A 22,104-nucleotide genomic window follows, 5' to 3' on the forward strand; every position below is an offset into this window, starting at 1 on the left:
GCCACCGGCGCGGTCGCGCCCGCAGGAGGCTGCACCGGCCAAAACCGGGCCCGTCCCGCACGGACCACAGCCGGACCGACGGTTCTGCCCGGGGGTAGACTCCGGGCATGGGATCCGTCGATGACGCACTGGCCGCCATGCCTGCGCCGGCCCGCGATGCCCTGCAGCGGGTCATCGACATCGCGCGCGCAGAAGCCCCCGACGCCGTCGATGGTGTCAGCTACGGCATGCCCGCGCTGAAGGTCCACGGCAAGCCCCTCATTGGCGTGACGGCAAGCGCCAAGCACCTGTCCGTCTTCCCGTTCTCCTCCGAGGTCGTGGCGGCCGTCGCGTCCCGGCTTGATGACTTCTCCGTGTCCAAGGGAACCATCCGCTTCGGACCGGACCGCCCCATCCCTGACGAGGTCCTCAGGGAAATCGTCCGGCTCCGGCTCGCGGAGATCACCTAGACTCGAGTGAATCCCCCGCCCGCAATCTGAGGAGCCTCCATGCGCGCCACGATCATCCACGCCCCCGGTGACATCCGGGTCGAAGACCGCGACTACCCCACCGTCCAGTTGCCCACCGACGCCGTCGTGAAAGTCACCGCGTCCTGCGTCTGCGGCTCGGACCTCTGGCCCTACCGGGGCGTGAAGCCCACCCGCCGGCCCACAGCGATCGGCCACGAATTCATCGGCACGGTGGAGAGCATCGGCTCCGGGATCACCACCTTGGCCGTCGGCGACCTGGTGATCGCACCGTTTGTGGTCAGCTGCGGGGCCTGCCCCCAGTGCCTCAACGGTGTCACCGTGGCCTGCGACCACCTGGCCGGCTGGGGCGGCAAGGACGACTCCGGGCACGCGATCGACGGCGGCCAGGGCCAGGCGGTCCGCGTCCCGCTGGCCGATTCCACCCTGGTCAAGGTTCCCGGCATCACGGAGCCGGATGACGCCCTCCGGAAGAGCCTGCTCACGCTCTCCGATGTGATGGCGACCGGCCACCACGCAGCCCTCGCCGCGAAGGCAGGACCGGGCCGGACCGTCGTGGTGGTGGGCGATGGCGCCGTCGGGCTCTGCGGGGTGCTGGCCGCCAAGCGGCTCGGGGCGGAACGGATCATCGCGATGTCCCGCCACGCCGACCGGCAGGCGATCGCCCGCGAGTTCGGTGCCACCGACATCGTGGAGGAGCGCGGAGACGAGGGCGTCGCCAAGGTCCGCGAACTCCTCGGCGGAGTGCTGGCCGATTCCGTCCTTGAGTGTGTCGGGACCAAGGAAGCCATGGAGCAGGCGCTGCACAGCACCCGCCCGGGCGGTGCGCTGGGCTTTGTTGGCGTCCCCACCGGCGGCAGCGAGGTCCCGCTGCGCTACCTCTTCGACACGAATATCTCCATCGGCGGCGGCATGGCCCCGGCCCGGACCTACATTCCGGAACTGCTGGCGGACGTCCTCGACGGCACCATCAACCCGGGCCGCGTCTTCGACGTCGTGATGCCGCTGGAGGAAGCGCCGGAGGCTTACCGCGCCATGGACGAACGCCGCGCCATCAAGGTCCTGCTGACCCCCTGACCACGCCCGACGGCGGCGGCGCAGCTTTGTTGCGCGGGCTCCGGTTCGGTCCCGTGCGCTACCTCGTGCTCGGGCCCTTGTGCTGGCTCTTGTTCTGCAATAGCGGGAGGGCTACCGTGAAGCGCATCAGCATCCGCCGCCGTCGAGGAGCCGTCATGGCCAGGTTCGTGCAGATCATCGAATTCCAGACCGCCCGCATTGAGGAAATTGAAGCCTTGGGCCGGCCGTCCAGGACCGACGGAAGCACCGCTCCCACCTTCCGCCGGATCCTGGCCACCGCGGACCGCGACAACCCCGGAACGTATCTCACCATTGTCGAATTCGACTCCTACGAATCGGCCATGGAGAACTCCGGCCGGCCGGAGACCTCCGACTTCGCCGCCAGGATGGCCGCTCTTTGCGACGGGCCGCCGGTGTTCCGCAACCTGGACGTGATGTGGGAAGACAACGGCTCCACCGCGGATAACGCGTAGGTGCAAGCATGGACACTGCACGCAGTGCCGCAGAAGCCAGTGCCGCAGAGCCCCTTGTGCTGGACCTCCGCGGGGCCGGCGCTGCGCCCCTGCGGCTGGTGGGCGGCAAAGCCCTGAACCTCGGCAAGCTTGTGGCGGCCGGGCTGCCCGTGCCGCGCGGGTTTTGCCTGACAACGCTTGCCTACGATCTGGCGGCACCGCCCGGGCTCGGCGCCCTCGCCGCCGAACTCGACGAGATCGGGTCCGGAGCGGCCCGGGCGTCGGGCCCGGCAAACCTCGTCCCGAGTAAACTCAGCCCGGTTGCCGCGCGGGCCAGGAGGCTGATCGAAGAGTCCCCGATCCCGCCCGAGGTGGATGCCGCGGTCCGGAAAACCTACGAGGGAATGGGCGGCAGCGTGCCGGTGGCGGTCCGGTCCTCGGCCACGGCAGAGGACTTGCCCTTCGCCAGTTTCGCAGGGCAACAGGACTCCTTCCTCGATGTCACCGGCGCCGACGCGGTGGTCGAGGCAGTCCGCCGCTGCTGGGCGTCGCTCTGGAGCGAGCGGGCCGTGGCGTACCGCTCCGCCAACGGGATCAGCAACCGCGACGTCGGGCTCGCCGTCGTCGTTCAGGTCATGGTCGACGCCGCGACGGCGGGGGTCCTGTTCACCGCGAATCCGGTCACCGGGACCCGGACGGAAACGGTGATCAACGCGAGCCCGGGCTCAGGCCAGGCCGTGGTCTCGGGGTCGGTCAACCCTGACCAGTTCGTGCTGGAGACGGCGTCCGCCTCCGTGATACGGAGCACCCCGGGAGGACCGGAATCCGGGCGGGGTCCGAGCCTGAGCGGCCCCCGGCTCCAGGAGCTCACCGCGCTGGGCGACGGAGTCCAGCGCCTCTTTGGGGCGCCGCAGGACATCGAGTGGGCCATAGAAAGAGGCGGCAAGATCTGGCTCACCCAGTCACGCCCGATCACCACGCTGTATCCGCTGCCCGAACCCGCACCCGAAGACGCAGCAGCCGGGGCCACCGCCCCCATCCGGGTGTACCTGTGCGGCACCCTGTTCCAGGGGCTGACCCGGCCGATCACCCCGCTGGGGCTCTCCGCCCTCGAGATGATGCGCAACAGCAAGGGACCCTGGCGGTATGCCAACCCCGGGCTGAGGATGTACGTGGACCTCACGGCCGTGGCCCGCAGCAAATCCGGGCGGGCCTATCTGCTCCGGATCCTCCCGCTGGCGGACGGCCGGTCCGGGGCCGTGCTTCCCGCGCTGCTCGAGGATCCACGGTTCGGCGTCATCGAGCACTCGTTCGGGCAATCCATCCGCAGGGCCGGGCGAAGGCGCAACCGCACGCAACCGCCCCAACGCTCAGGCAGCACCGAGCAGACAGCCAGCCTCGCCCTCATGGCAAGCCTCGTTCCGGCCATGATCCGGCCCGCCTTCCGACCCGCAGCTGAGCTTCGCCGGGCGATGAACTACGGGAAGAAGATCGAATCCGAGCTGGTACTCGCCGAACCCGCCAGTTCCGCCCAACGGCTGGACTACACCGAGCAGATCCTTGGCCGGACGATTAATGGGCTGATTCAGGCCACGCTGCCGGGCCCGTCCGTTGGCTACATCATGCTGGCCGTGGCCCGCCGGCTGCTGCGCGGCATCGCGGCACCCCGTGAGCTGGAAGCCGTGCTGCGCGGGCTCCCCCACAACATCACCACCGAAATGGACCTGGAACTCTGGCAGCTCGCCGTCTCGATCGGCGACGACCCGGTGTCGCGCGGGGAGTTCCTGGCGAAACGGCCCGAGGAGTTGGCCGCCGACTATCTCGCCGGCCGGCTGCCGCCCCGGGCCCAGTCAGGAGTGCGCGGCTTCCTCGCCCGCTACGGCCACCGCGCTGTGGCGGAAATAGACCTCGGCATGCCGCGCTGGTCCGCGAAGCCCGACCACATCCTCGGCATGATCTCCAACTACCTCCGCGTCGAGGACCCGGAGCAGGCCCCGGACCGGCAGTTCGCCCGGGCCGCCGAGCATGCGGAGGACCGGATCCGCGGCCTCGTGGAACAGGCGCGGGCCCGGAGTCCGTGGCGCGCACGGGCCCTGGAGCTGAGCCTGCGCCGCGTGCGGCAGCTGGCAGGATTGCGCGAACTGCCCAAGTTCTACATCGTGCTGATACTAGGCGAGATGCACCGGCAGCTCCTCCACGTCGGCGCCGATCTGGCCTCCGCCGGCACTGTCGCGGCCGCGGATGACGTCTTCTTTCTGGACTTCGACGAGATCCGCGTCGGCCTGCGCGGCGCGGACCTGCACGGCATCGTCACGGACCGCCGGCGGCTGTACGACACCGAACTACGACGCCGGCGCATCCCCCGGCTGCTGCTCTCCGACGGCACCGACGTCGAGGCCGCCTTGATGGCGCAGTCACCCGCATCCGGTGCAGTGACCGGAACACCGGCCTCTGCCGGCACCGCCACCGGCCGGGTCAGGGTGATCCTGGACCCGGTGGGCGCCCATCTGGAACCCGGCGAAATCCTGGTGGCCCCCTCCACGGACCCGGGCTGGACACCGCTGTTCATGACGGCCGGTGCACTTGTCATGGAGATGGGCGGGATCATTTCCCACGGGGCCGTGGTGGCCCGCGAGTACGGCATCCCGGCGGTCGTAGGCGTCCCGGACGCCACCACGCGGCTGCACACCGGCCAGACGGTTACCGTTGACGGGGCCGCCGGCACCATCAATGAGGAGCCTTGATCCGGGAGAAGCGGGAACCGATCCCGCCGCGATCCCTGCGGTGGGCCGAGGTCGGGCCCACAGGTGTAGCACAACCGTGCCAGATAGAATCGAATCATGACCCCACCGGCCCACCGGCCAACGCACCACGACCGGTCGATTCCCCGCCGGCCGCACCGGTCAGCGCAACAACCCGGCGGCACTTTCGCGCCGGCCCGCAAGGCGAGGAACCTCCTGCAACGGGTTCCCGTGTGGACTTGGCGGGTGCTGATGCATTCGGTCAAGGCCAGCGAGAACTCCCGCTTCAACGTCGACCCGATTACCGGCGTCGAATACTTCCATGACATCGATTTCGTCGGCGACCGCATCCGTGCCCACCGCCTCGACGTCATCATCCCCTCCCCCGACGGCGGCGCCGGGACTGCCGGTGCCGGGACTGCCGGTGCCAGTTCCGACAGTCCACCAGGAGTGCTGCCCGTCTACGTGTATTTCCACGGCGGAGGCTGGACTTCCGGAGACAAAGCCTCGCTGACCAAGTACTGCGCGAGCCAGGCCGAGGGCGGCATGGTGGTGGTCAACGTGAATTACCGGAAGGCTCCGCGATTCCAGATGTCCCACGTCCTGGCGGACGCCAATGCAGCGCTGACCTGGGTCCGGCAGAACATCGCTGGCTACGGCGGCGACGCATCGCGGATCGTGCTGGGCGGCGACTCCGCAGGCGGGCAGATTGCGGCACTTCTGACCGCAGCCAGCTTCCAGCCGGAACTGGCGCGGCACCATGGCCTGACACCGGTCGTCCCCGCTGCGGATTTCAAGGGCCTGGTCCAGCACTGCAGCGTGGTGGACTTCTCCGTCTTCTTCGAAAAAGGCTTCGTGCTGAGCCTGAACTTCATCCGCATGCTGTTGCCCGACCTCCATCCCGGCGGCCGCAAAGGCGGCATCCGCGGAGGCCTGCGCCGTGCCTTTGGCGGGTTTGGCGGCACCGGCTCCGGCACGGGCTCCGGGACCGGGCACCTCGAGGCCCTCCGCGAGGGCGCGGATTTCCTCTCACCGATTGAATGGCTGGATTCGCGCTTCCCGCCGGTCCTGGTGACCACCTCGGAGCGGGACTTCTTCTTCGCCGCCAACATGAACTTCATTGCCCGGTTGCGCGAACATTCCGTCCCCGTGGACAGCCTCATCTACGGCTGGGACAGCACCAACACCGAACACACCTGGCAGCAGGACTTCCGCTACCCGGAATCGCAGGAAGTGTACCGCCGGCTCCTCGCGTTCGTGCGCAAAGTCGCCTGAGCGGCGTCCTTGCCGTCCCGGCCGCAGCCTCACCGGGCTATGTTTAGTCCATGGTGTCTGCCGACAGCAACGCACTGAACGATCCGGAGCCCGAGGGGTTCGGATCCGCGCTGGTCGATGAAGCGGCCCGGCGGGACGCCGCCCTGGGCGATGTTGACTGGACCGTCCTGCCCGACGGCGCCGTGCGCGGCACCTTCGAAGCCCCCAGCGGAACACTTGCCACCCTTTCCATGGGCACCCCGGGAAACACGCGGGTGCTCCTGATCCCGGGGGCCACCGGATCCAAGGAAGACTTTGTGCTGATGCTGCCGGCGCTGGCCGCCGCCGGGTACTTCGTCCTGACGTGCGACATTGCCGGCCAATACGAATCGGCCGCGGCGGGCCCCGAGAACCTCACACCTCCCCGCGCCCACTACGACTACGAGCTGTTCACCAATGACCTGATCGCCATGCTCGACGCCGAGGACGGCCCCGCGCACGTCGTCGGGTATTCCTTCGCCGCGATCTTCGCCCAGCTGGCCTTCTCCCGGCGGCCGGAAAAATTCCGCAGCCTCACCCTGCTTAGCTGCCCGCCCGAACCGGGCCAGAGCTTCCGTGGTGTCCAGCGCGTCGGGCGCATCAGCGGCTGGATCAGGCCCCGGGCCGGCGCCGCGCTGATGATCCTGGGCATCCGCGTTAACGTCGTGCATGTCCCGCCCAACCGGATACGGTTCGTGAATTACCGGTTTCGGTTCACCCGCCGGAGCTCCGTGCGCGACATCATCGGGCTGATGCAGCACGCGCCGGATCTGAGGGATGAACTGGCCGCGGCGTCGCTGCCGAAGTTCGTCGCCGTCGGTGAACACGACCTCTGGCCGCTGGCGCTGCACCGCCGCTTCGCGCAATCCGTGGGCGCGCGCATCGCGGTCTACCGGGGCGGACACAGTCCGAGCGAGACCTCGCCGCACCAAATGAGCCGCGATCTGATCGCGCTCTACGGATCCGCCTAGCGGGGGTGCGCGAGCATGTCGGCGTCGTTCCGGGTCGCGATAACCACCGAGATTGTTGCCATGGTGCCCCGACTATGGCCCCGGGACAAGACGAAATGCGCCCGTTGGCCTCTTGCACCAAGGCCCCCGGACCCGTAGGTTGGGCAACAGCGGACGAATGTCTCCGCAGCCGTTGGCCTCCGGGCCGCCGGAGATCAGCAGCATTTCAGAAGGATATGGCATGGCTACAGGCACAGTTAAATGGTTCAACGCCGAAAAGGGTTTTGGCTTCATTGCCCCGGATGACGGGTCAGCCGACGTTTTCGCCCACTACTCGGCAATCGCCAGCAGCGGCTACCGCTCCCTGGACGAGAACCAGAAGGTCGAGTTCGACGTCACCCAGGGCCCGAAGGGCCCGCAGGCTGAGAACATCCGCCCGCTCTAAGTACTCCGGATCGCAGCACCGGCCAGCCGGCCGCCATGCTTTCCCCAACACCACAAACGCCCCGCTCGAGGAATCCTCGGGAGGGGCGTTTGTCGTGAGAGGTTTGTCCGGTCAGCCGACGTGGACCCACGGGCGCCTGGTCACGTCCGGTTCCGCTTCCCGCAGCACTTCACGGGTCACGGGCGCGATTTCCCCTTCGCCGAACGCCAGGAAGCGGAGCAGGTTGGTGACCGGGTTGCCTTCGGTCCAGCGGAAGTAGACGTGCGGCATCAGGCCCGTCACATCGCGGATGTGGAGCAGGACGGAGGCGATCGTGTTCGGGACCACGGGCCCGTGGACTTCCAGGACCCGGTAGCCGTGCCGGGTGATCCCGCGGACGACGAGCTCCGTCTCGAAGTCGGAGGAGTCATCCACCACCACTTCGAGGAAAAGGGCCTCGTAATCCAGCGGCAGATGGCTGACCTCCATAGCGGACTCCAGTTTCTGCCGGTAGGCCTCCGCGGTCATGCGGAGCGGTTCATGGGCGATGATCCGCAGCGGCCCCTCCAGCTCATCGGACATGAATTCGAGGGCTTCCCGGTCCAGATGGACGTGGGTGGCGTGCAGCTCGAACGAGCGCCGGACCCGCGACAGCAGCGAGATGACGATGATCCCCAGGATGAAGACCGAGGCGATCCGGATGCCTTCCGGCCGTTCGATGATGTTGGCAACGGTGGTGTACACGAACACAACGGCGATGGCACCGAACCCGGCCGTGCGTTTGCGCTGTCGCTTTCGGCGGGCCGACAGGGTCACGGCCACCGCCGCCGAGGTCATCAGTACCAGCACTCCGGTGGCGTAGGCGCCGCCTTGGGCGTCGACGTCGGCGTCGAACAACCAGGTGACCAGGAACCCGACCAGGGTAAACACGAGCACCAGCGGCCGGACGGCACGGGCCCACCCAGGGGCCATCCCGTAGCGGGGCAGGTACCGGGGTACCAGGTTCAGCAGTCCGGCCATCGCGGAGGCCCCGGCGAACCACAGAATCGCGATGGTGCTGATGTCATAGACCGTACCGAATCCAACCCCCAGATATTCGTGGGCCAGGAACGCCAGCGCGCGCCCGTTCGCCTGCCCGCCGGGCTGGAATTCCTGCTCCGGTATGAGCACCACGGTGGTGAAACTGCTGACGATCAGGAAGCTGCTCATGATGACCGCCGCCGTCGTCAGCAGATTGCGGGTGCCTACGATGCGGCCGGCCGGGTTATCCTCGGTATCGCCCGCGCGTCCCCGGATTTGCGGCATGACGGCGACGCCCGTCTCGAACCCGGAGAGGCCCAGCGCAAGTTTGGGGAAGACGAGCAGGGCGAAGCCGACAGCCAGCAGCGGGTTTCCGTGCGACGTGGAGATCGCCTGCCACCAGTTGTCCACCGCAACGGGGTGCGTGAACACCTCAACGACCGAAACGGCCAGCACGACGACGTTCAGGCTCAGGTACACGGCGACGATCAGGACAGCGACGCCGATGGCCTCCTTGAAACCACGCAGGAAGACTGCACCCAGCATCGCCAGCAGGAACAGCGTGACCGGCACGTTCTGTCCCTGCAGCCAGCCTGGGACAACCGGGTTCTGGATCAGGTGCGCCGTGGCGTCCGCCGCCGACAGCGTCATGGTGATCATAAAGTCCGTTGCGGCAAACCCCAGCAGGACCAGGACCAACAGCTTTCCGCCCCAGCGCGGCATCAGCCGCTCAAGCATCGCGATGGAGCCCTCGCCCCGGTGGCTCTCGCCCGCCACGCGCCGGTAGACGGGCAAAGCGCCCAGCAACGTGATGGCGACGAGCACGAGGGTCGCGAGCGGCGAAATCACACCCGCGGCGAGCGCGGCGATCGCCGGCTGGTATCCCAGGGTGGAGAAATAGTCGACGCCGGTCAGGCACATCACCTGCCACCACGAGTGCTTTTTCTCATGGGCTGTGGGCACTCCGCCCGGGCCCTGATGGGTGCCCTTGCTGTCCTGCAGCCCGAACAGCAGCCAGTTCTTCACCCCGAGAATTCGCGGCGGGCGGGGAGCTGAGGGGTCTGCCGGCGGGCGGCTCAGGGTGGTCATATTGTCCTTTCCACGCGACGCACCGCGCCGCTTCAGTCCGCGACAGTACCAGTCTCCGGAGACACGGCAACCATCCTGCGGACAATCCTGATGGTTCCTTAACGCGGCTCTTCGGGTGTCCGCCCGCGCTCCGCGGCCCAGGTGCGACGCGCACCGGATTGAGGGGCAAGCATTGGAGTGGGCGGCCCGCCTGGCCGCCCACTCCAATGCTTGGCGCATTAAGATAGCGCAAATTTGTGGCTTCCCGGCATAAGGAAAGCGTTAGGGCCTGTTCCGCTGACGCTCCGCCGGTGGTGTCATGAAACAAGAGGACGCCGCAGCCACCGTGGCCGCAATCCGATCCCCAGCAGGAGTCACCCAGTATGAACACCATGTCCCGGCGGATACAGGACACGTCCGGTTTTCCCGCCGGAGCCGGCCCAGCCCGGGAGTTCGTCGCCGTCGATGACAGCGGGGAGTTCTCGTACCACCGGTCGGAACAGGATCTGCTGACGGCCTTTGAATACGTCGCAGAAGCCGCGTGCATCATCGACCGCAGCGGCAGCGCCTACCGCCTGGCCCTGGATCCGAACCGTCAGCTGATCCTCGGGCCCTCTCACGGCCCGGTGGAATTCCATTGGCTCCGCCATGCCTGGATAGAGGCACAAAACGCGCACCCGGAGGGGCACCGGCTCCGCCGCTTCTACCCCGCTAGCCGGGACGAAGTGGTCTCGGACCTGTTCGAGACCCTCGCACTGGAACGCGGGACGGCACCGGCCGAGGGCGCCTGGTCTCTCGCCATCGACGGCATTGCATCGCACCCGTCCAGCATGGAGGACATCGACCGCCGGCTCGCGCACCACGACCTGCTGGCGCGTGCCCACGTGACAGATCCGTTCGGACACCTCTACCGGCCGGCGCGGCACCGCAGGCACTGGTATCTGCCGGCAGCGGCCGGACTCATCCTCTACATCGAAATCCCCGCCCCCGCGGCAGCAGCGGAAGCGTGTTAAGGATCCGTCAAAATCTCCCCCGGGGCGGGAGCGGCTCCTGGCGCCGGTGCTATCGTCGGCATGAAACACGATGGTGGGCATCGCGCGGAGAGGCATAGATGACCACGATGAGCAGGCCGCCGGCGGATCCCTCAGCGGCACGGCCGGGAGCCGGGGAAAACTTCAGAAAATGGCTGCTGTTCGGCCTGCAGGACGCCAAGGGCGTCCACCAGGGGCCAGGCGCGGTGAGCGACTCGCACCTGAAGAAGCACCCGTGGTGGCAGGTGATGTGCCTGACCGGCGTCGATTACTTCTCAACCCTGGGCTACCAGCCGGCCATCGCGGCCTTGGCCGCGGGCGTGATCTCGCCGCTGGCCACCCTGGTCCTGGTTGCCGTGACCCTGCTGGGCGCCCTGCCGGTCTACCGCCGGGTTGCCGGCGAAAGCCACCGGGGCGAGGGCTCCATCGCGATGCTCGAGCGGCTGACGCCGCGCTGGGGCGGGAAACTCCTCGTCCTGGTCCTGCTGGGCTTCGCCGCGACGGACTTCATGATCACCATGACACTCTCCGCCGCCGACGCCACCGCCCACGCGATCCAGAACCCGCTCGTTCCCGGCTGGATGCAGGGCCAGAACGTGCCGGTCACGCTGTTCTTCCTTGCCTTACTGGGCGCCGTGTTCCTGCGCGGGTTCAAGGAAGCCATCGGTGTCGCGGTGTTCCTGGTCGCCCTCTACCTGGGCCTGAATGTGGTCGTGGTGATCACGACCATCTTCGAAGTGTTCACCCACCCGGTTGCCGTGGGCGACTGGTGGCTTGCCCTGACGACTTCGCACGGGAATCCGTTGATGGTGGTCGGGATCGCGCTGCTGGTCTTCCCCAAGCTGGCCCTGGGCCTCTCCGGATTCGAGACCGGCGTCGCCGTCATGCCGCAAATCCGGGGGCGCGCGGGCGACACCGAAGACAAACCGGCGGGCCGCATCGAGGGTGCCCGCCGGCTGCTGACCACGGCCGCCGTCATCATGAGTGCCTTCCTCATCACGACCAGCTTCACCACCGTGGTGCTCATCCCGGAACAGGAATTCCAGCCGGGCGGCCAGGCAAACGGGCGCGCCCTGGCATACCTGGCCCACGAATATCTGGGGGCCGGGTTCGGGACCGTCTATGACATCAGCACCATCGCCATCCTCTGGTTCGCCGGGGCCTCGGCCATGGCCGGGCTCCTGAACCTTGTTCCCCGTTACCTGCCCCGCTACGGCATGGCCCCAGGGTGGGCCCGCGCCGTGCGCCCGCTGGTCCTGGTGTTCACGTTCGTGGGGTTCCTGATCACCTGGCTCTTCGACGCCGACGTCGACGCCCAGGGCGGTGCGTACGCCACCGGCGTCCTCGTCCTGATGACCTCCGCCGCGGTGGCCGTGACCCTTTCGGCCCGGCGCGGGAAGCAGCGCAGACGCACCATCGGGTTTGGCATCATCGCTGTCGTGTTCGTCTACACCACGGTGACCAACATCTTCGAACGCCCCGAAGGAATCCGGATCGCAGCGTTCTTCATCGCGGGAATCATCGTGATTTCCCTGCTTTCACGCCTCCGGCGTTCCTTTGAACTGCACGCCACCCATGTCCACATGGACCGGAAGGCGCTGGAGTTCATGTCCTCCAACGTGGAAGGGCCGATCGCGATCATCGCCCACGAGCCGCTGCGCCTGAGCCCCGAGGCGTACCGGGACAAACTGACCTCCGCGATCGAGGTCAGCCACCTGCCGGTGGACTATGAGGCCCTGTTCCTGGAAGTGGTGGTGGACGACTCGTCCGATTTCGAGACCGAGCTGGAGATCCGCGGCGTGGTCCGGCATGGCTACCAGATCCTGGAAGTCCACGGACCCGTGGTCCCGAACACGATCGCCTCGGTGCTGCTCCACATCCGGGACGTGACCGGATTGATGCCGCACATCTATTTCCGCTGGACCGAAGGCAACCCGGTCACCAACCTGTTGCGCTTCCTGGCCTTCGGTGAGGGCGAAATCGCCCCCGTCACCCGCGAAGTCCTCCGCGAAGCCGAACCCGATGTGACCAAACGGCCCTGGGTCCACGTCGGCTAGGTGCCTCCGGCGGACGTTGCGCCGAGGTCACGTTAAGACGGCGTCAAGATCCGCCCTGCGAGCGTTAGGAAACCATAAGGAGCGGGGATTTCCCCCCTGGCGCGGAGTTGACTGTGAGTAGCCCCGCAAACGGGGCGCGGATGAAAGGAACCTGCAATGGCCGACCTGGCTGTTATCGGAATCCTCATGGTGTCCATGGGGTTCGTTATGTGGATTGGCCACGTCCTGGCCGGAATGGTCGGCGGCGCCGATGACCGGCCGGAGGGCGGGCAATGAGCGCCGACGCGATCATGTGGCTGGTTCTGCTCGTTGCGGGACTGAGCCTCTTCGGCTACCTGCTGGCCGTCCTGATTCACCCGGAAAAGTGGTGAGCGGCACATGACGTTCAATACCGCATCATTCCTCATCCAAGTCACCGCGCTTGTCGTGGTCCTGGCGGCGCTGCACAAGCCCCTGGGCGTCTACCTGGCCCGGGTTTTCGAGGGCACGACGGCAAGCCGGCCCGAACGTGTGTTCTACCGGCTGGCCGGGATCGACGCCTACACCGAGCAGACCTGGCCCGTCTACCTGCGCAGCGTCCTGGCGTTCTCGGCTGTCTCCATCCTGGCCGTGTTTGGTCTCCAACGATTGCAGGGCGTCCTGCCGGGCAGCGGTTCCCTGCCCGGCGTGGATCCTTGGGTGGCCATGAACACGGCCATTTCCTTTGTGACCAACACCAACTGGCAAACGTACGTCCCTGAGACCACGGTAGGCATCTTCGTGCAGATGACCCTGCTGGCGGTGCAGAACTTCCTCTCCGCCGCCGTCGGTATCGTCGTCGTCGTCGCCCTCATCCGCGGCATCGCCCGCACGAGGACGCAGCGCCTGGGCAACTTCTGGGTGGACCTGGCCCGGACGTCGTTTCGGGTCCTGCTGCCGATCGCGTTCGTCGCGGCCGTAGTCATGGTCCTGGGCGGTGTCGTGCAGAACTTCTGGCCCACCGATGTCGTGAACCAGGCGTCCGGGATCAGCCAGACCATTCCCGGCGGCCCGGTCGCGTCCCAGGAAGCCATCAAGATCCTCGGGACCAACGGCGGCGGCTACTTCAATGCCAACTCCGCCCACCCGTTCGAGAACCCCAATGCCTTCATCAGCCTCTTCGAGGTGTTCCTGATCCTGCTCATCCCCTCGGCGTTGCCTTACGCCTACGGCCGGATGGTCGGTGACCAGAAGCAGGGCTACACGGTCGCCGCCGTGATGGGCACCCTGTGGCTGTCTTCCATCACCCTGATGGGGTGGGCCGTAGCTGCCGGCCAAGGCACGGCGACGGCGGCCGCCGGCGGCCTGGGCGAAGGCTTTGAACAGCGCTTCGGCCCCGTGCCAAGCGCGATCTTCGCCACCTCCACCACACTGACCTCCACCGGCGCCGTCAACGTCGCCCACGATTCACTGCCGCCGCTGGCGGGCGGCCTCGCCATGGTGAACATGATGCTCGGCGAGGTCGCCCCGGGCGGAACCGGCTCGGGGCTCTACGGACTGCTCATCCTTTCCATCATTTCCGTCTTCATCGCCGGGCTGATGGTCGGGCGCACTCCGGAGTACCTGGGCAAGAAAATCGGTCCCACGGAAATGAAGCTCGCCGCGATGTACATCCTGGTCACCCCGACCCTGGTGCTTGCCCTGTCCGGCATAACCGTCCTGCTGCCGGACATCATGGCCAACGCGCCGGCAACCGGCCCCCACCAGTTCAGCGAAGTGCTCTACGCCTTCACCTCCGGGGCCAACAACAACGGCTCGGCGTTTGGCGGCATCACCACGTCCGGCCCCTTCCTGTCGGTCATGATGGGCCTGGCGATGCTGCTGGGCAGGCTCCTCCCGATTGCCCTGGTGCTCGCCCTGGCCGGATCCCTCGCCCGTCAGGGCAAGATTCCCGCCTCCGCCGGCACCGTCCCCACCCACGGCCCGCTGTTCGGCTCGCTGCTGCTCGGCGTGACAGTGATCATGACCGCCCTGAGCTACTTCCCGGCCCTTGCCCTCGGCCCCCTCGCAGAAGGACTCCTCAAATGACCCGGTCTCACACGGCACTAGCCACGGACACCGACGCCCAGACCTACGCCGACGGCAACCCCCTCGGCACCCCCGGCGAACACAAGCACCACACCAAGGCCCCGGCAAAACTGACGTTCGCGTCCGTCGTCGCCGCGCTGCCGCTCGCGGTCCGGAAACTTGCGCCGCGGCAGATGGTCCATTCCCCGGTCATGTTCACCGTGCTGGTGGGGGCCGCCCTGTGCACCGCGATCTCGGTGTACCGGCCGTCGGTGTTCGGCATCGCGGTCACGGCCTGGCTGTGGCTCACCGCCCTCTTTGGCACGTTGTCCGAATCCATCGCCGAGGGCCGTGGCAAAGCCCAGGCCGACAGCCTGCGCGCCAGCCGCAAAGGCGTCCAGGCCCGGCTCCGCCAGCCCGACGGCACCACCCGGGACGTGCCCGGCACGGAGTTGCGCCTCAATGACGTGGTGATCTGCGAGGCCGGGGACGTCATCCCCTCGGACGGCGAAATCATCGAAGGCCTGGCGAGCGTCGACGAATCGACCATCACCGGCGAATCAGCCCCGGTGATCCGCGAATCCGGCGGTGACCGCTCGTCCGTCACCGGCGGCACGAGGGTCCTCTCGGACCGGATTGTTGTCCGTATCACCGCCGAGCCGGGCCAGACGTTCATCGACCGGATGATCAAGCTGGTCGAGGGTGCCGTGCGGCAGAAGACCCCCAACGAAATCGCCCTCCATGTGCTGCTGGTGTCCCTGACCATCGTGTTCCTGGCCGTCACCATGTCACTGGCCCCGTTTGCGTCCCTCGCCGGCGCTACTCCTTCCCCGATCGTGCTGGTCGCCCTGCTGGTGTGCCTGATCCCCACCACCATCGGCGCCCTGGTCCCGGCAATCGGCATCGCCGGCATGGACCGCCTGGTCCAGCACAATGTGCTGGCCACCTCCGGCCGCGCAGTGGAGACCGCCGGGGACATCACCACCCTGCTGCTGGACAAGACCGGAACGATCACCTACGGCAATCGCCGCGCCGTCCATTTCTTCCCCGCCAACCATGTGGAGAGGACCCGGATGATCGAAGCGGCCCGGGTCTGCAGCCTGGCCGATGAAACCCCCGAGGGGCGCTCTATCGTGGACCTCGCTGCGGACAAGGGCGTGACCGGGTCCGATCTGGCCACACTTGAACGCTCTTCCGGAAATTTTGCCGTGGTCCCCTTCAGCGCCAGCACCCGCATGAGCGGGCTGGACCTTGACGGGCTCCAGATCCGAAAGGGTGCTGCCTCCACGGTGGCGGCATTCGTTGCCGACTTCGGCGGGCACTCCCCGGCGGAGGTCGAGGGCCGGGTCCAGGAAATCTCGGCCCAGGGCGGCACGCCCCTGCTGGTCGCCCAGGTGGACAAGGACGGCCGTGCGGAGGTCCTTGGAACCATCCACCTCGCCGACGTCGTCAAGCCCGGTATGCACGCCCGCTTCGCTGAGCTGCGGCAAATGGGTATCCGGACCGTCATGATCACCGGAGACAACCCCATCACCGCCAAGGCGATCGCCGCCGAGGCCGGCGTCGATGACTTTCTGGCCGAAGCAACCCCGGAGGACAAGCTCGCGGTCATCAAGAAGGAGCAGGCCGCTGGCCGGCTGGTGGCGATGACCGGTGACGGCACCAACGACGCCCCGGCCCTGGCCGCGGCGGACGTCGGCGTGGCCATGAACTCCGGAACCCCGGCCGCCAAGGACGCTGCCAACATGGTGGACCTTGACTCCGACCCCACCAAACTGATCAACATCGTCGGCATCGGCAAGCAGCTGCTCATCACCCGCGGCGCACTGACCACCTTCTCGGTCGCCAACGACGTCGCCAAGTACTTCGCGATCGTCCCGGCGCTCTTTACCGCTGCTTTCCCGGGGCTTGGATTGCTGAATATCATGGGCCTGGCTACCCCGTCTTCAGCCATTCTGTCCGCGGTGATCTTCAATGCCCTGATTATCATCGCCCTGGTGCCGCTCGCGCTTCGGGGGGTCAAATACCGTGCCGTCTCCGCCAACCAGGCGCTGGCGCGGAACCTGCTGATCTACGGGCTCGGCGGCCTCATCGCACCATTCATCGGCATCAAAATCATCGACCTCATGATTTCGCTCATCCCCGGAATCGGCTAGGAACATCCCCATGAACATCCTCACCGGCTACCTCCGTCAGCTGGGCACCGCCCTGCGGTTCCTCCTTTTCGCCACGCTGGTTCTCGGCGTGGCCTACCCCCTGGCAGTCTTTGGCACCGGGCAACTGATCGCCCCGTACCAGGCCAACGGCTCCATCCTTAAAGGCAGCTCCGGGGCCCCGGCCGCGTCCGCCCTGATCGCCCAGTCCGCGGCCGACGATTCCGGCGCCCAGGACCCGCGTTGGTTCCATGCCCGGCCCTCGGCCGTGAAGTGGGACCCGGCGTCGTCCTCGCCCAGCAACCTGGGTCCCAACGACCCGAAACTGCTCGACGCGGTCGCCGCCAACCGTACCGCCGTCGCCGCGGCCGAAGGCGTGGATGCGGCAGCGGTTCCGGCCGACGCCGTGACGGCCAGCGGTTCCGGGCTGGACCCGGATATCTCACCGGCGTACGCCCGGCTGCAACTAGCGCGGGTGGCAGCAGCGAACGGCCTCAGCACCGACGATGTCGCTTCCCTGGTGGAGCAGCACACCAGCAGTGGGGTCGTCGCGTTTCTCGGCCAGCCGTCGGTCAACGTAACTGCACTCAACCTCGCCGTGGCGGCGGCCGCACCGCCGTCGCAGCCGGCTCAATCCAAGTGAGAGAATGACGGCATGGCACGTGGAACGTTGCGGATCTTCCTGGGGGCCGCGCCGGGGGTGGGCAAGACCTACGAGATGCTCGAAGAAGCCCACCGGCTGGGCGAACGCGGCGAGGACGTCGTGGTCGCGTTCGCCATGGACCACGGACGCAGCGAGACCCGTGCGCTTCTGGCCGGACTTGAGGTCGTCCCGCCCCGGCGCCTGCCCTACCGGGGCACGGAGTTCGAGGAAATGGACCTCGACGCCGTCCTGGCCCGGGCCCCGGGGACCGCGATCGTGGACGAATATGCCCACTCCAACGTCCCGGGCAGCCGCAACGAGAAACGCTGGCAGGACATCGACGCGCTCCTGGATGCCGGCATCAACGTTCTATCCACCGTGAACGTACAGCATCTGGCGTCCCTGGGCGACGTCGTCAGCGCCATCACCGACGTCCACCAGGCGGAGACGGTGCCGGACGACGTCGTCCGGAAGGCGGACCAGATCCACCTCGTGGACATCTCCCCCGAGCTGCTCCGCCAGCGCCTGAGCGACGGCAAGATCTACGCTGCCGAAAAGATCGATGCTGCCCTCTCGAACTATTTCCGTCTGGGCAACCTCACGGCACTGCGCGAACTGGCATTGCTGTGGCTGGCCGATCGGGTGGATGAGGGCCTGGCCAGATACCGGGCCGAACAGGGAATCGAGGCCAGCTGGCCGGCCCGGGAACGCATCGTGGTCGGGCTGACCGGCAGCCCCGAAGGGGAAGTCCTCATCCGCCGCGGGGCCAGGATCCTCAACCGCGTCAGCGGCGGGGACCTGCTGGCGGTCCACGTCCGGTCCGCCGATGGTCTCGCCGAAGAGTCGCCACAGGCGCTGGAGGCCCAGCGGCGCCTGATCCTGGACCTGGGCGGCAGCTACCACATCGTGACCGGCGAGGATCCGGCCGCCGCGCTCCTGGATTTCGCACGCAGCGTCAACGCGACCCAGATCGTCGTCGGCATTTCCCGGCACAAGAAGCTCGCCAGCCTGATTGGAAATCTCCTCGGCGGCGGGGTCGGCACCCGGGTGGTCCGCGATTCCGGGGACATCGATGTCCATATGGTCTCCCACCCGCTCGGCGGCCGCGGCGCCGGCCCGCGCCGGAAGCGCGACCTTGGCCGCGTCCGGATGACGGTGGGACTCATTCTGGCCGTGCTCCTCCCAGCCGTGCTGCAGCTCCTGCTGATGGTCCTGAACCCTGAACGCAACGTGGCCACGGTGATGCTGGTCCAGCTCAGCGGTTCCATCGGGGTGGCACTTGTCGGTGGCCTCTGGCCCGCGATCCTCGCCGCGCTCTGGAGCAGCCTGCTAGTGAATTACTTCTCCACACCACCTGTCGGGACCCTTACCATCAGTGATCCGCAGAACCTCCTCGCCCTGCTGGTGTTTGTGGGTGTTTCGGCAGCAGTGGCGGTCGTGGTCGACATGTCAGCCCGCCGGTCCAAGGAAGCCGCCCGCGCCCGCGCGGAAGCCACGACCCTCAGTGACCTGGCCAGGAGTGCATCCGGCGCCGACGATATGGTCCTGGCCCTCCTGGAGCAGGCACTGGGTGTCTTCCAGGTCCGGGGGGCCGCCATCTTCAGCCTCGCTGATTCCCCGGGCGACGGAGCGGCTTCTGGCACCAGGGGCCGGAAGTGGAGGCTGCTTGCCGCGGCCGGGGACCTTGCCGCAGGCGAAACCGAACGGGGCGGCGCCGACGGCGAGAACATTGAAGAGATCGATTCCTCGACGCGCCTCGTGCTGTTCGGCCGGGTCCTGCCGGCGAGCGACCGGCGCCTGCTGGGGGCCTTTGGCGTCCATCTGAACGCCCAGCTGGAGCGCCAGCAGCTCGTGGCCAGCCGCCGGCAGATGCTGCGCCTCGCCGAGAGCAACACCATGCGCACGTCCATCCTCCGGGCGGTGTCCCACGACCTTCGCACGCCCTTGGCCGGGATCAAGCTTGCAGTCGGCGGACTACGGCACGACGATGTCCACTACACCAAGGAAGAGGAGGAGGAGCTGCTGGCTACGATAGAGGAGTGTTCGGACAGGCTGGACGCCCTGGTGGGCAACCTGCTGGACATGTCCCGGATCACCTCTGATGCTGTCAATCCCCTGCTCAAACCCGTGCGGTGGTACGAGGTCATCCCGGGCTCCCTCAGCGCCGTCCCCGCGGGGAGAGTGCGGGTGGACCTGCCTCCCAACATGCCGGAGATTGAAGCAGACCCAGGAATGCTGGAGCGGGTGATTGCGAACATCGTCGAGAATGCCGTGAAATACGCCCCCGATTCGGACATCGTCTTGGTCGGGGCGGCCGGCGGGCTGAGCCCGGCGACTCTCGGTGGGCGCCCTGCCGGCGAGTTGCGGATCATCGATCACGGCCGTGGAGTCCCGGCAGAGAGGGTCCTGGAAATGTTCCGCCCCTTCCAACGACTCGACGACGCCCCGCAGACCACAGGGATCGGACTCGGGCTTGCCGTGGCGAAAGGGTTCACGGATGCCATGGGTGGGAGCCTGACCGCCGAAGCTACACCGGGCGGAGGGCTGACGATGGTTATCCGGCTTCCGTTGTCCACGGGGATCCCTTATGACGGGCACCGCGCCCAGGCCCCGTTCGAGCCCCAGTCACTGGTGGCGCGCCGCGGTCGTGCGCTTCCCGTTACGTCCGGACCGGACGCCGCATGACGGCGGTCCTCGTCGTCGACGACGACCCGCATCTGCTGCGGGCCCTCCGAATCACGCTCCAGGCCCACGGCTACGCCGTCACGACCGCAGTAGACGGGACTTCTGCGCTGCTGGCGGCCACCCAGAATCCGCTCTCGCTCATCATCCTGGACCTCGGCCTGCCTGACATGGACGGGACCAGCGTGCTCAAGGAGCTGCGCGGCTTCAGCAGCACGCCGGTCCTGGTGCTGTCCGCCAGGCACGGTTCCGAAGACAAAGTTGAGGCTCTCGATGCCGGAGCCGACGACTACATCACCAAGCCCTTCGGTCTGGAGGAACTCCTGGCTCGGCTGCGCGCGCTGCTGCGCCGCAGTGCCGACCCGGATCAGGAGCCGGTAGTCACTACAGATGCGTTCACCGTGGACCTGGAAAAACACCGCGTCACGCGCGACGGCCAGGACATCCGGCTCACTCCGACCGAATGGAAAATGCTCGAGGTGCTGGTCCGGAATCCGGAGAAACTCGTCACCCAGCAGCAGCTCCTGTCCGAGGTCTGGGGTCCGGCCTACGCGAAGGAGACCAACTACCTGCGCGTGTATATGGCACAGCTCCGCCGCAAGCTGGAACCGGAGGCCGCCACCCCGCGGCACCTGGTCACCGAGGCGGGCATCGGCTACCGTTTCCTGCCCTGAGGGGTCCCAGTTGTCACGGCAGCCCAGCCCCGCAAGTCCCTAGACGAACGCGGACTTCCCGGTCACGGCCCGGGCCACAATCAGCGAGTTGATCTCGTAGCTGCCCTCGTAGGTGTACAGGATTTCAGCGTCGCCGAAGAGCTTGCCCATCTCGTAGTCGCTGCTGATCCCGTTGCCGCCCATCAGCGAGCGCCCCATGGCCACCGAGGTCCGGGCCAGCCGCGTGGTGGTGGACTTGGCCATCGCGGCCTGGACCATTTCGAGCTTGCCGTCCTCCTGGAGCCTGGCCAGCTGCGCCATCAGCGAGAGCGACGCGGACGCGTTGCCCAGGATTTCGGCCAGCTGCTGCTGGATCAGCTGGAATCGGGCCAGCTCCTTGCCGAACTGCTTCCGCTCCAGCGAGTAGGAACGCGCGACGTCGAACGCGGCCAGTTGGATGCCGGCGGCCTGCCAGCCCACCCAGGCGCGCGAATCGCGGAGCAGCTCGTTGGCTTTGGAGAAGTCTGTGGCCCCGGGCAGGAGGTTGGACTCCGGGATGCGGACCTCGTCGAGAACGATATCCGCGTTCTGCATGATCCGCAGCCCGATTTTGTTCGCGATCTTCGTGGCCGTGTAGCCGGGGCGGTCCGTCTCTACGATGAAGCCCTTGATCTGCTGGTCCGCGACGTCCCGCGCCCAGACCAGGGCGAAGTCCGCAATCGTGCCGGCGCCGATCCAGCGCTTGGCACCGCTGATCACCCACTCGCCGCCCTGGAGCCGGGCCGTCGTGGCCAGCCCTCCGGCGATGTCCGAACCGTGGTCCGGCTCGGTCAGGGCGAAGGCGCCGATCTGGGTTAAAGCGGTGAGCCCCGGCAGCCAGCGGGCCTTCTGCGCCTCGGAGCCGAGCTGGTCGATCATGCCGACGATCAGCTCGTTATGGATCCCGACGAGGGCCGAGAGGGACACGTCGGCGCGGGCCACCTCGACATACATGAGGCCTTTGAACAGTTTGGAGGTGCCGTCGGTCTGCAGGCCGCCGAGGCCGTATTTGCCGAGTTCAGCGAGCAGTCCGAAGGGGAATTCCTCACGGTTCCAGTAGTCGATCGAGGCCGCCCGGATCCGGGACTGGAGGAAATCGCGAATCTCCTGGTAGCGGGACCGTTCCGCCGGGGGCAGCAGGTCGACGATGTACATCAGATCTGCCTCCGGGAACGGCGGCGCCGCCACGCCGGCTGCACCCTCCACTGCCGTGTTGCCCTGAGTCTTTACCTCTTCGGGGCCCTGTCCGCTGGCACGTCCTTGTGGCTGCACGGGCATGTTTCCCTTCGTAGTGATCCGGTCATGAACCGGCCGGCTCTTCCAAACCCT

17 protein-coding genes are annotated in these 22,104 nt (G+C 67.4%); 15 read left to right on the forward strand and 2 right to left on the reverse strand.

Annotated elements, in window-relative coordinates; translation table 11 throughout:
* The first annotated feature begins 107 nt into the window (after nucleotides 1–107).
* The 7 genes from AC1DF4_RS03970 (at nucleotide 108) to AC1DF4_RS04000 (ending at nucleotide 7,425) form a co-directional block, all read left to right on the forward strand.
* Entirely contained in the window at nucleotides 108–449 is a 342-nt protein-coding gene (locus AC1DF4_RS03970; protein WP_476911655.1) for an iron chaperone, read from the forward strand.
* Between the two features lie 39 nt (nucleotides 450–488).
* On the forward strand, nucleotides 489–1,544 hold the full coding sequence (locus AC1DF4_RS03975) for a zinc-dependent alcohol dehydrogenase family protein (RefSeq protein ID WP_476911656.1): 1,056 nt from the start codon (nucleotides 489–491) through the stop codon (nucleotides 1,542–1,544).
* Nucleotides 1,545–1,660: 116 nt separating this feature from the next.
* Nucleotides 1,661–2,017 (forward strand): hypothetical protein, encoded by a 357-nt coding sequence (locus tag AC1DF4_RS03980; RefSeq protein ID WP_476911657.1) that lies wholly within the window; start codon nucleotides 1,661–1,663, stop codon nucleotides 2,015–2,017.
* Between the two features lie 8 nt (nucleotides 2,018–2,025).
* Entirely contained in the window at nucleotides 2,026–4,740 is a 2,715-nt protein-coding gene (locus AC1DF4_RS03985; RefSeq protein WP_476911658.1) for a PEP/pyruvate-binding domain-containing protein, read from the forward strand.
* A gap of 96 nt (nucleotides 4,741–4,836) precedes the next feature.
* Nucleotides 4,837–6,012 carry an alpha/beta hydrolase gene (locus tag AC1DF4_RS03990; RefSeq protein ID WP_476911659.1) on the forward strand — a complete coding sequence of 392 codons (1,176 nt, stop codon included), beginning with the start codon at nucleotides 4,837–4,839 and terminating at the stop codon, nucleotides 6,010–6,012.
* 50 nt (nucleotides 6,013–6,062) lie between these two features.
* Nucleotides 6,063–7,001 carry an alpha/beta fold hydrolase gene (locus tag AC1DF4_RS03995; protein WP_476911660.1) on the forward strand — a complete coding sequence of 313 codons (939 nt, stop codon included), beginning with the start codon at nucleotides 6,063–6,065 and terminating at the stop codon, nucleotides 6,999–7,001.
* Nucleotides 7,002–7,221: 220 nt separating this feature from the next.
* On the forward strand, nucleotides 7,222–7,425 hold the full coding sequence (locus tag AC1DF4_RS04000; RefSeq protein WP_013599688.1) for a cold-shock protein: 204 nt from the start codon (nucleotides 7,222–7,224) through the stop codon (nucleotides 7,423–7,425).
* A gap of 111 nt (nucleotides 7,426–7,536) precedes the next feature.
* On the opposite strand, the gene AC1DF4_RS04005 is transcribed toward AC1DF4_RS04000, so the two are convergent.
* Complete coding sequence (locus AC1DF4_RS04005; protein ID WP_476911661.1) at nucleotides 7,537–9,513, reverse strand: APC family permease; 1,977 nt, start codon at nucleotides 9,511–9,513, stop codon at nucleotides 7,537–7,539.
* Nucleotides 9,514–9,875: 362 nt separating this feature from the next.
* Here AC1DF4_RS04005 and AC1DF4_RS04010 point away from each other — a divergent pair, with 362 nt between their 5' ends.
* The 8 genes from AC1DF4_RS04010 to AC1DF4_RS04045 all read left to right on the forward strand — a co-directional run bounded on the left by AC1DF4_RS04010 (nucleotide 9,876) and on the right by AC1DF4_RS04045 (nucleotide 20,757).
* Nucleotides 9,876–10,505: a hypothetical protein gene (locus tag AC1DF4_RS04010; RefSeq protein WP_476911662.1), complete on the forward strand. Its 630-nt coding sequence runs from the start codon at nucleotides 9,876–9,878 to the stop codon at nucleotides 10,503–10,505.
* A gap of 98 nt (nucleotides 10,506–10,603) precedes the next feature.
* Complete coding sequence (locus tag AC1DF4_RS04015; protein ID WP_476911663.1) at nucleotides 10,604–12,580, forward strand: APC family permease; 1,977 nt, start codon at nucleotides 10,604–10,606, stop codon at nucleotides 12,578–12,580.
* Between the two features lie 272 nt (nucleotides 12,581–12,852).
* Nucleotides 12,853–12,951: a potassium-transporting ATPase subunit F gene (locus AC1DF4_RS04020; protein ID WP_353917568.1), complete on the forward strand. Its 99-nt coding sequence runs from the start codon at nucleotides 12,853–12,855 to the stop codon at nucleotides 12,949–12,951.
* Between the two features lie 7 nt (nucleotides 12,952–12,958).
* The gene (gene kdpA, locus AC1DF4_RS04025) at nucleotides 12,959–14,626 is read left to right on the forward strand and encodes a potassium-transporting ATPase subunit KdpA (RefSeq protein WP_476911664.1); all 1,668 of its coding nucleotides are present in this window, start codon (nucleotides 12,959–12,961) and stop codon (nucleotides 14,624–14,626) included.
* Nucleotides 14,623–16,761 carry a potassium-transporting ATPase subunit KdpB gene (gene kdpB / locus AC1DF4_RS04030; protein ID WP_476911665.1) on the forward strand — a complete coding sequence of 713 codons (2,139 nt, stop codon included), beginning with the start codon at nucleotides 14,623–14,625 and terminating at the stop codon, nucleotides 16,759–16,761. The genes kdpA and kdpB overlap by 4 nt, the downstream gene beginning before the upstream one ends.
* Nucleotides 16,762–16,771: 10 nt before the next feature.
* The gene (kdpC, locus tag AC1DF4_RS04035; RefSeq protein WP_476911666.1) at nucleotides 16,772–17,401 is read left to right on the forward strand and encodes a K(+)-transporting ATPase subunit C; all 630 of its coding nucleotides are present in this window, start codon (nucleotides 16,772–16,774) and stop codon (nucleotides 17,399–17,401) included.
* Between the two features lie 12 nt (nucleotides 17,402–17,413).
* Entirely contained in the window at nucleotides 17,414–20,086 is a 2,673-nt protein-coding gene (locus AC1DF4_RS04040) for a DUF4118 domain-containing protein (RefSeq protein ID WP_476911667.1), read from the forward strand.
* Nucleotides 20,083–20,757 carry a response regulator gene (locus AC1DF4_RS04045; protein ID WP_476911668.1) on the forward strand — a complete coding sequence of 225 codons (675 nt, stop codon included), beginning with the start codon at nucleotides 20,083–20,085 and terminating at the stop codon, nucleotides 20,755–20,757. The genes AC1DF4_RS04040 and AC1DF4_RS04045 overlap by 4 nt, the downstream gene beginning before the upstream one ends.
* A gap of 39 nt (nucleotides 20,758–20,796) precedes the next feature.
* Here AC1DF4_RS04045 and AC1DF4_RS04050 read toward each other — a convergent pair whose 3' ends face one another.
* The gene (locus tag AC1DF4_RS04050) at nucleotides 20,797–21,930 is read right to left on the reverse strand and encodes an acyl-CoA dehydrogenase family protein (protein ID WP_476912179.1); all 1,134 of its coding nucleotides are present in this window, start codon (nucleotides 21,928–21,930) and stop codon (nucleotides 20,797–20,799) included.
* Nucleotides 21,931–22,104 lie beyond the last annotated feature (174 nt).

This window comes from Arthrobacter sp. 05N429 (assembly GCF_056397045.1).

Coding starts and splice junctions, on each gene's coding strand:
- AC1DF4_RS03985 (WP_476911658.1), top strand. CDS start 2,026: ATGGACACTGCACGCAGTGCCGCAGAAGCCAGTGCCGCAGAGCCCCTT.
- AC1DF4_RS04005 (WP_476911661.1), bottom strand. CDS start 9,513: ATGACCACCCTGAGCCGCCCGCCGGCAGACCCCTCAGCTCCCCGCCCG.
- AC1DF4_RS04045 (WP_476911668.1), top strand. CDS start 20,083: ATGACGGCGGTCCTCGTCGTCGACGACGACCCGCATCTGCTGCGGGCC.
- AC1DF4_RS03975 (WP_476911656.1), top strand. CDS start 489: ATGCGCGCCACGATCATCCACGCCCCCGGTGACATCCGGGTCGAAGAC.
- AC1DF4_RS04000 (WP_013599688.1), top strand. CDS start 7,222: ATGGCTACAGGCACAGTTAAATGGTTCAACGCCGAAAAGGGTTTTGGC.
- kdpC (WP_476911666.1), top strand. CDS start 16,772: ATGAACATCCTCACCGGCTACCTCCGTCAGCTGGGCACCGCCCTGCGG.
- AC1DF4_RS03970 (WP_476911655.1), top strand. CDS start 108: ATGGGATCCGTCGATGACGCACTGGCCGCCATGCCTGCGCCGGCCCGC.
- AC1DF4_RS04015 (WP_476911663.1), top strand. CDS start 10,604: ATGACCACGATGAGCAGGCCGCCGGCGGATCCCTCAGCGGCACGGCCG.
- AC1DF4_RS04010 (WP_476911662.1), top strand. CDS start 9,876: ATGAACACCATGTCCCGGCGGATACAGGACACGTCCGGTTTTCCCGCC.
- kdpA (WP_476911664.1), top strand. CDS start 12,959: ATGACGTTCAATACCGCATCATTCCTCATCCAAGTCACCGCGCTTGTC.
- kdpB (WP_476911665.1), top strand. CDS start 14,623: ATGACCCGGTCTCACACGGCACTAGCCACGGACACCGACGCCCAGACC.
- AC1DF4_RS04050 (WP_476912179.1), bottom strand. CDS start 21,930: ATGTACATCGTCGACCTGCTGCCCCCGGCGGAACGGTCCCGCTACCAG.
- AC1DF4_RS03995 (WP_476911660.1), top strand. CDS start 6,063: ATGGTGTCTGCCGACAGCAACGCACTGAACGATCCGGAGCCCGAGGGG.
- AC1DF4_RS03990 (WP_476911659.1), top strand. CDS start 4,837: ATGACCCCACCGGCCCACCGGCCAACGCACCACGACCGGTCGATTCCC.
- AC1DF4_RS04040 (WP_476911667.1), top strand. CDS start 17,414: ATGGCACGTGGAACGTTGCGGATCTTCCTGGGGGCCGCGCCGGGGGTG.
- AC1DF4_RS04020 (WP_353917568.1), top strand. CDS start 12,853: ATGAGCGCCGACGCGATCATGTGGCTGGTTCTGCTCGTTGCGGGACTG.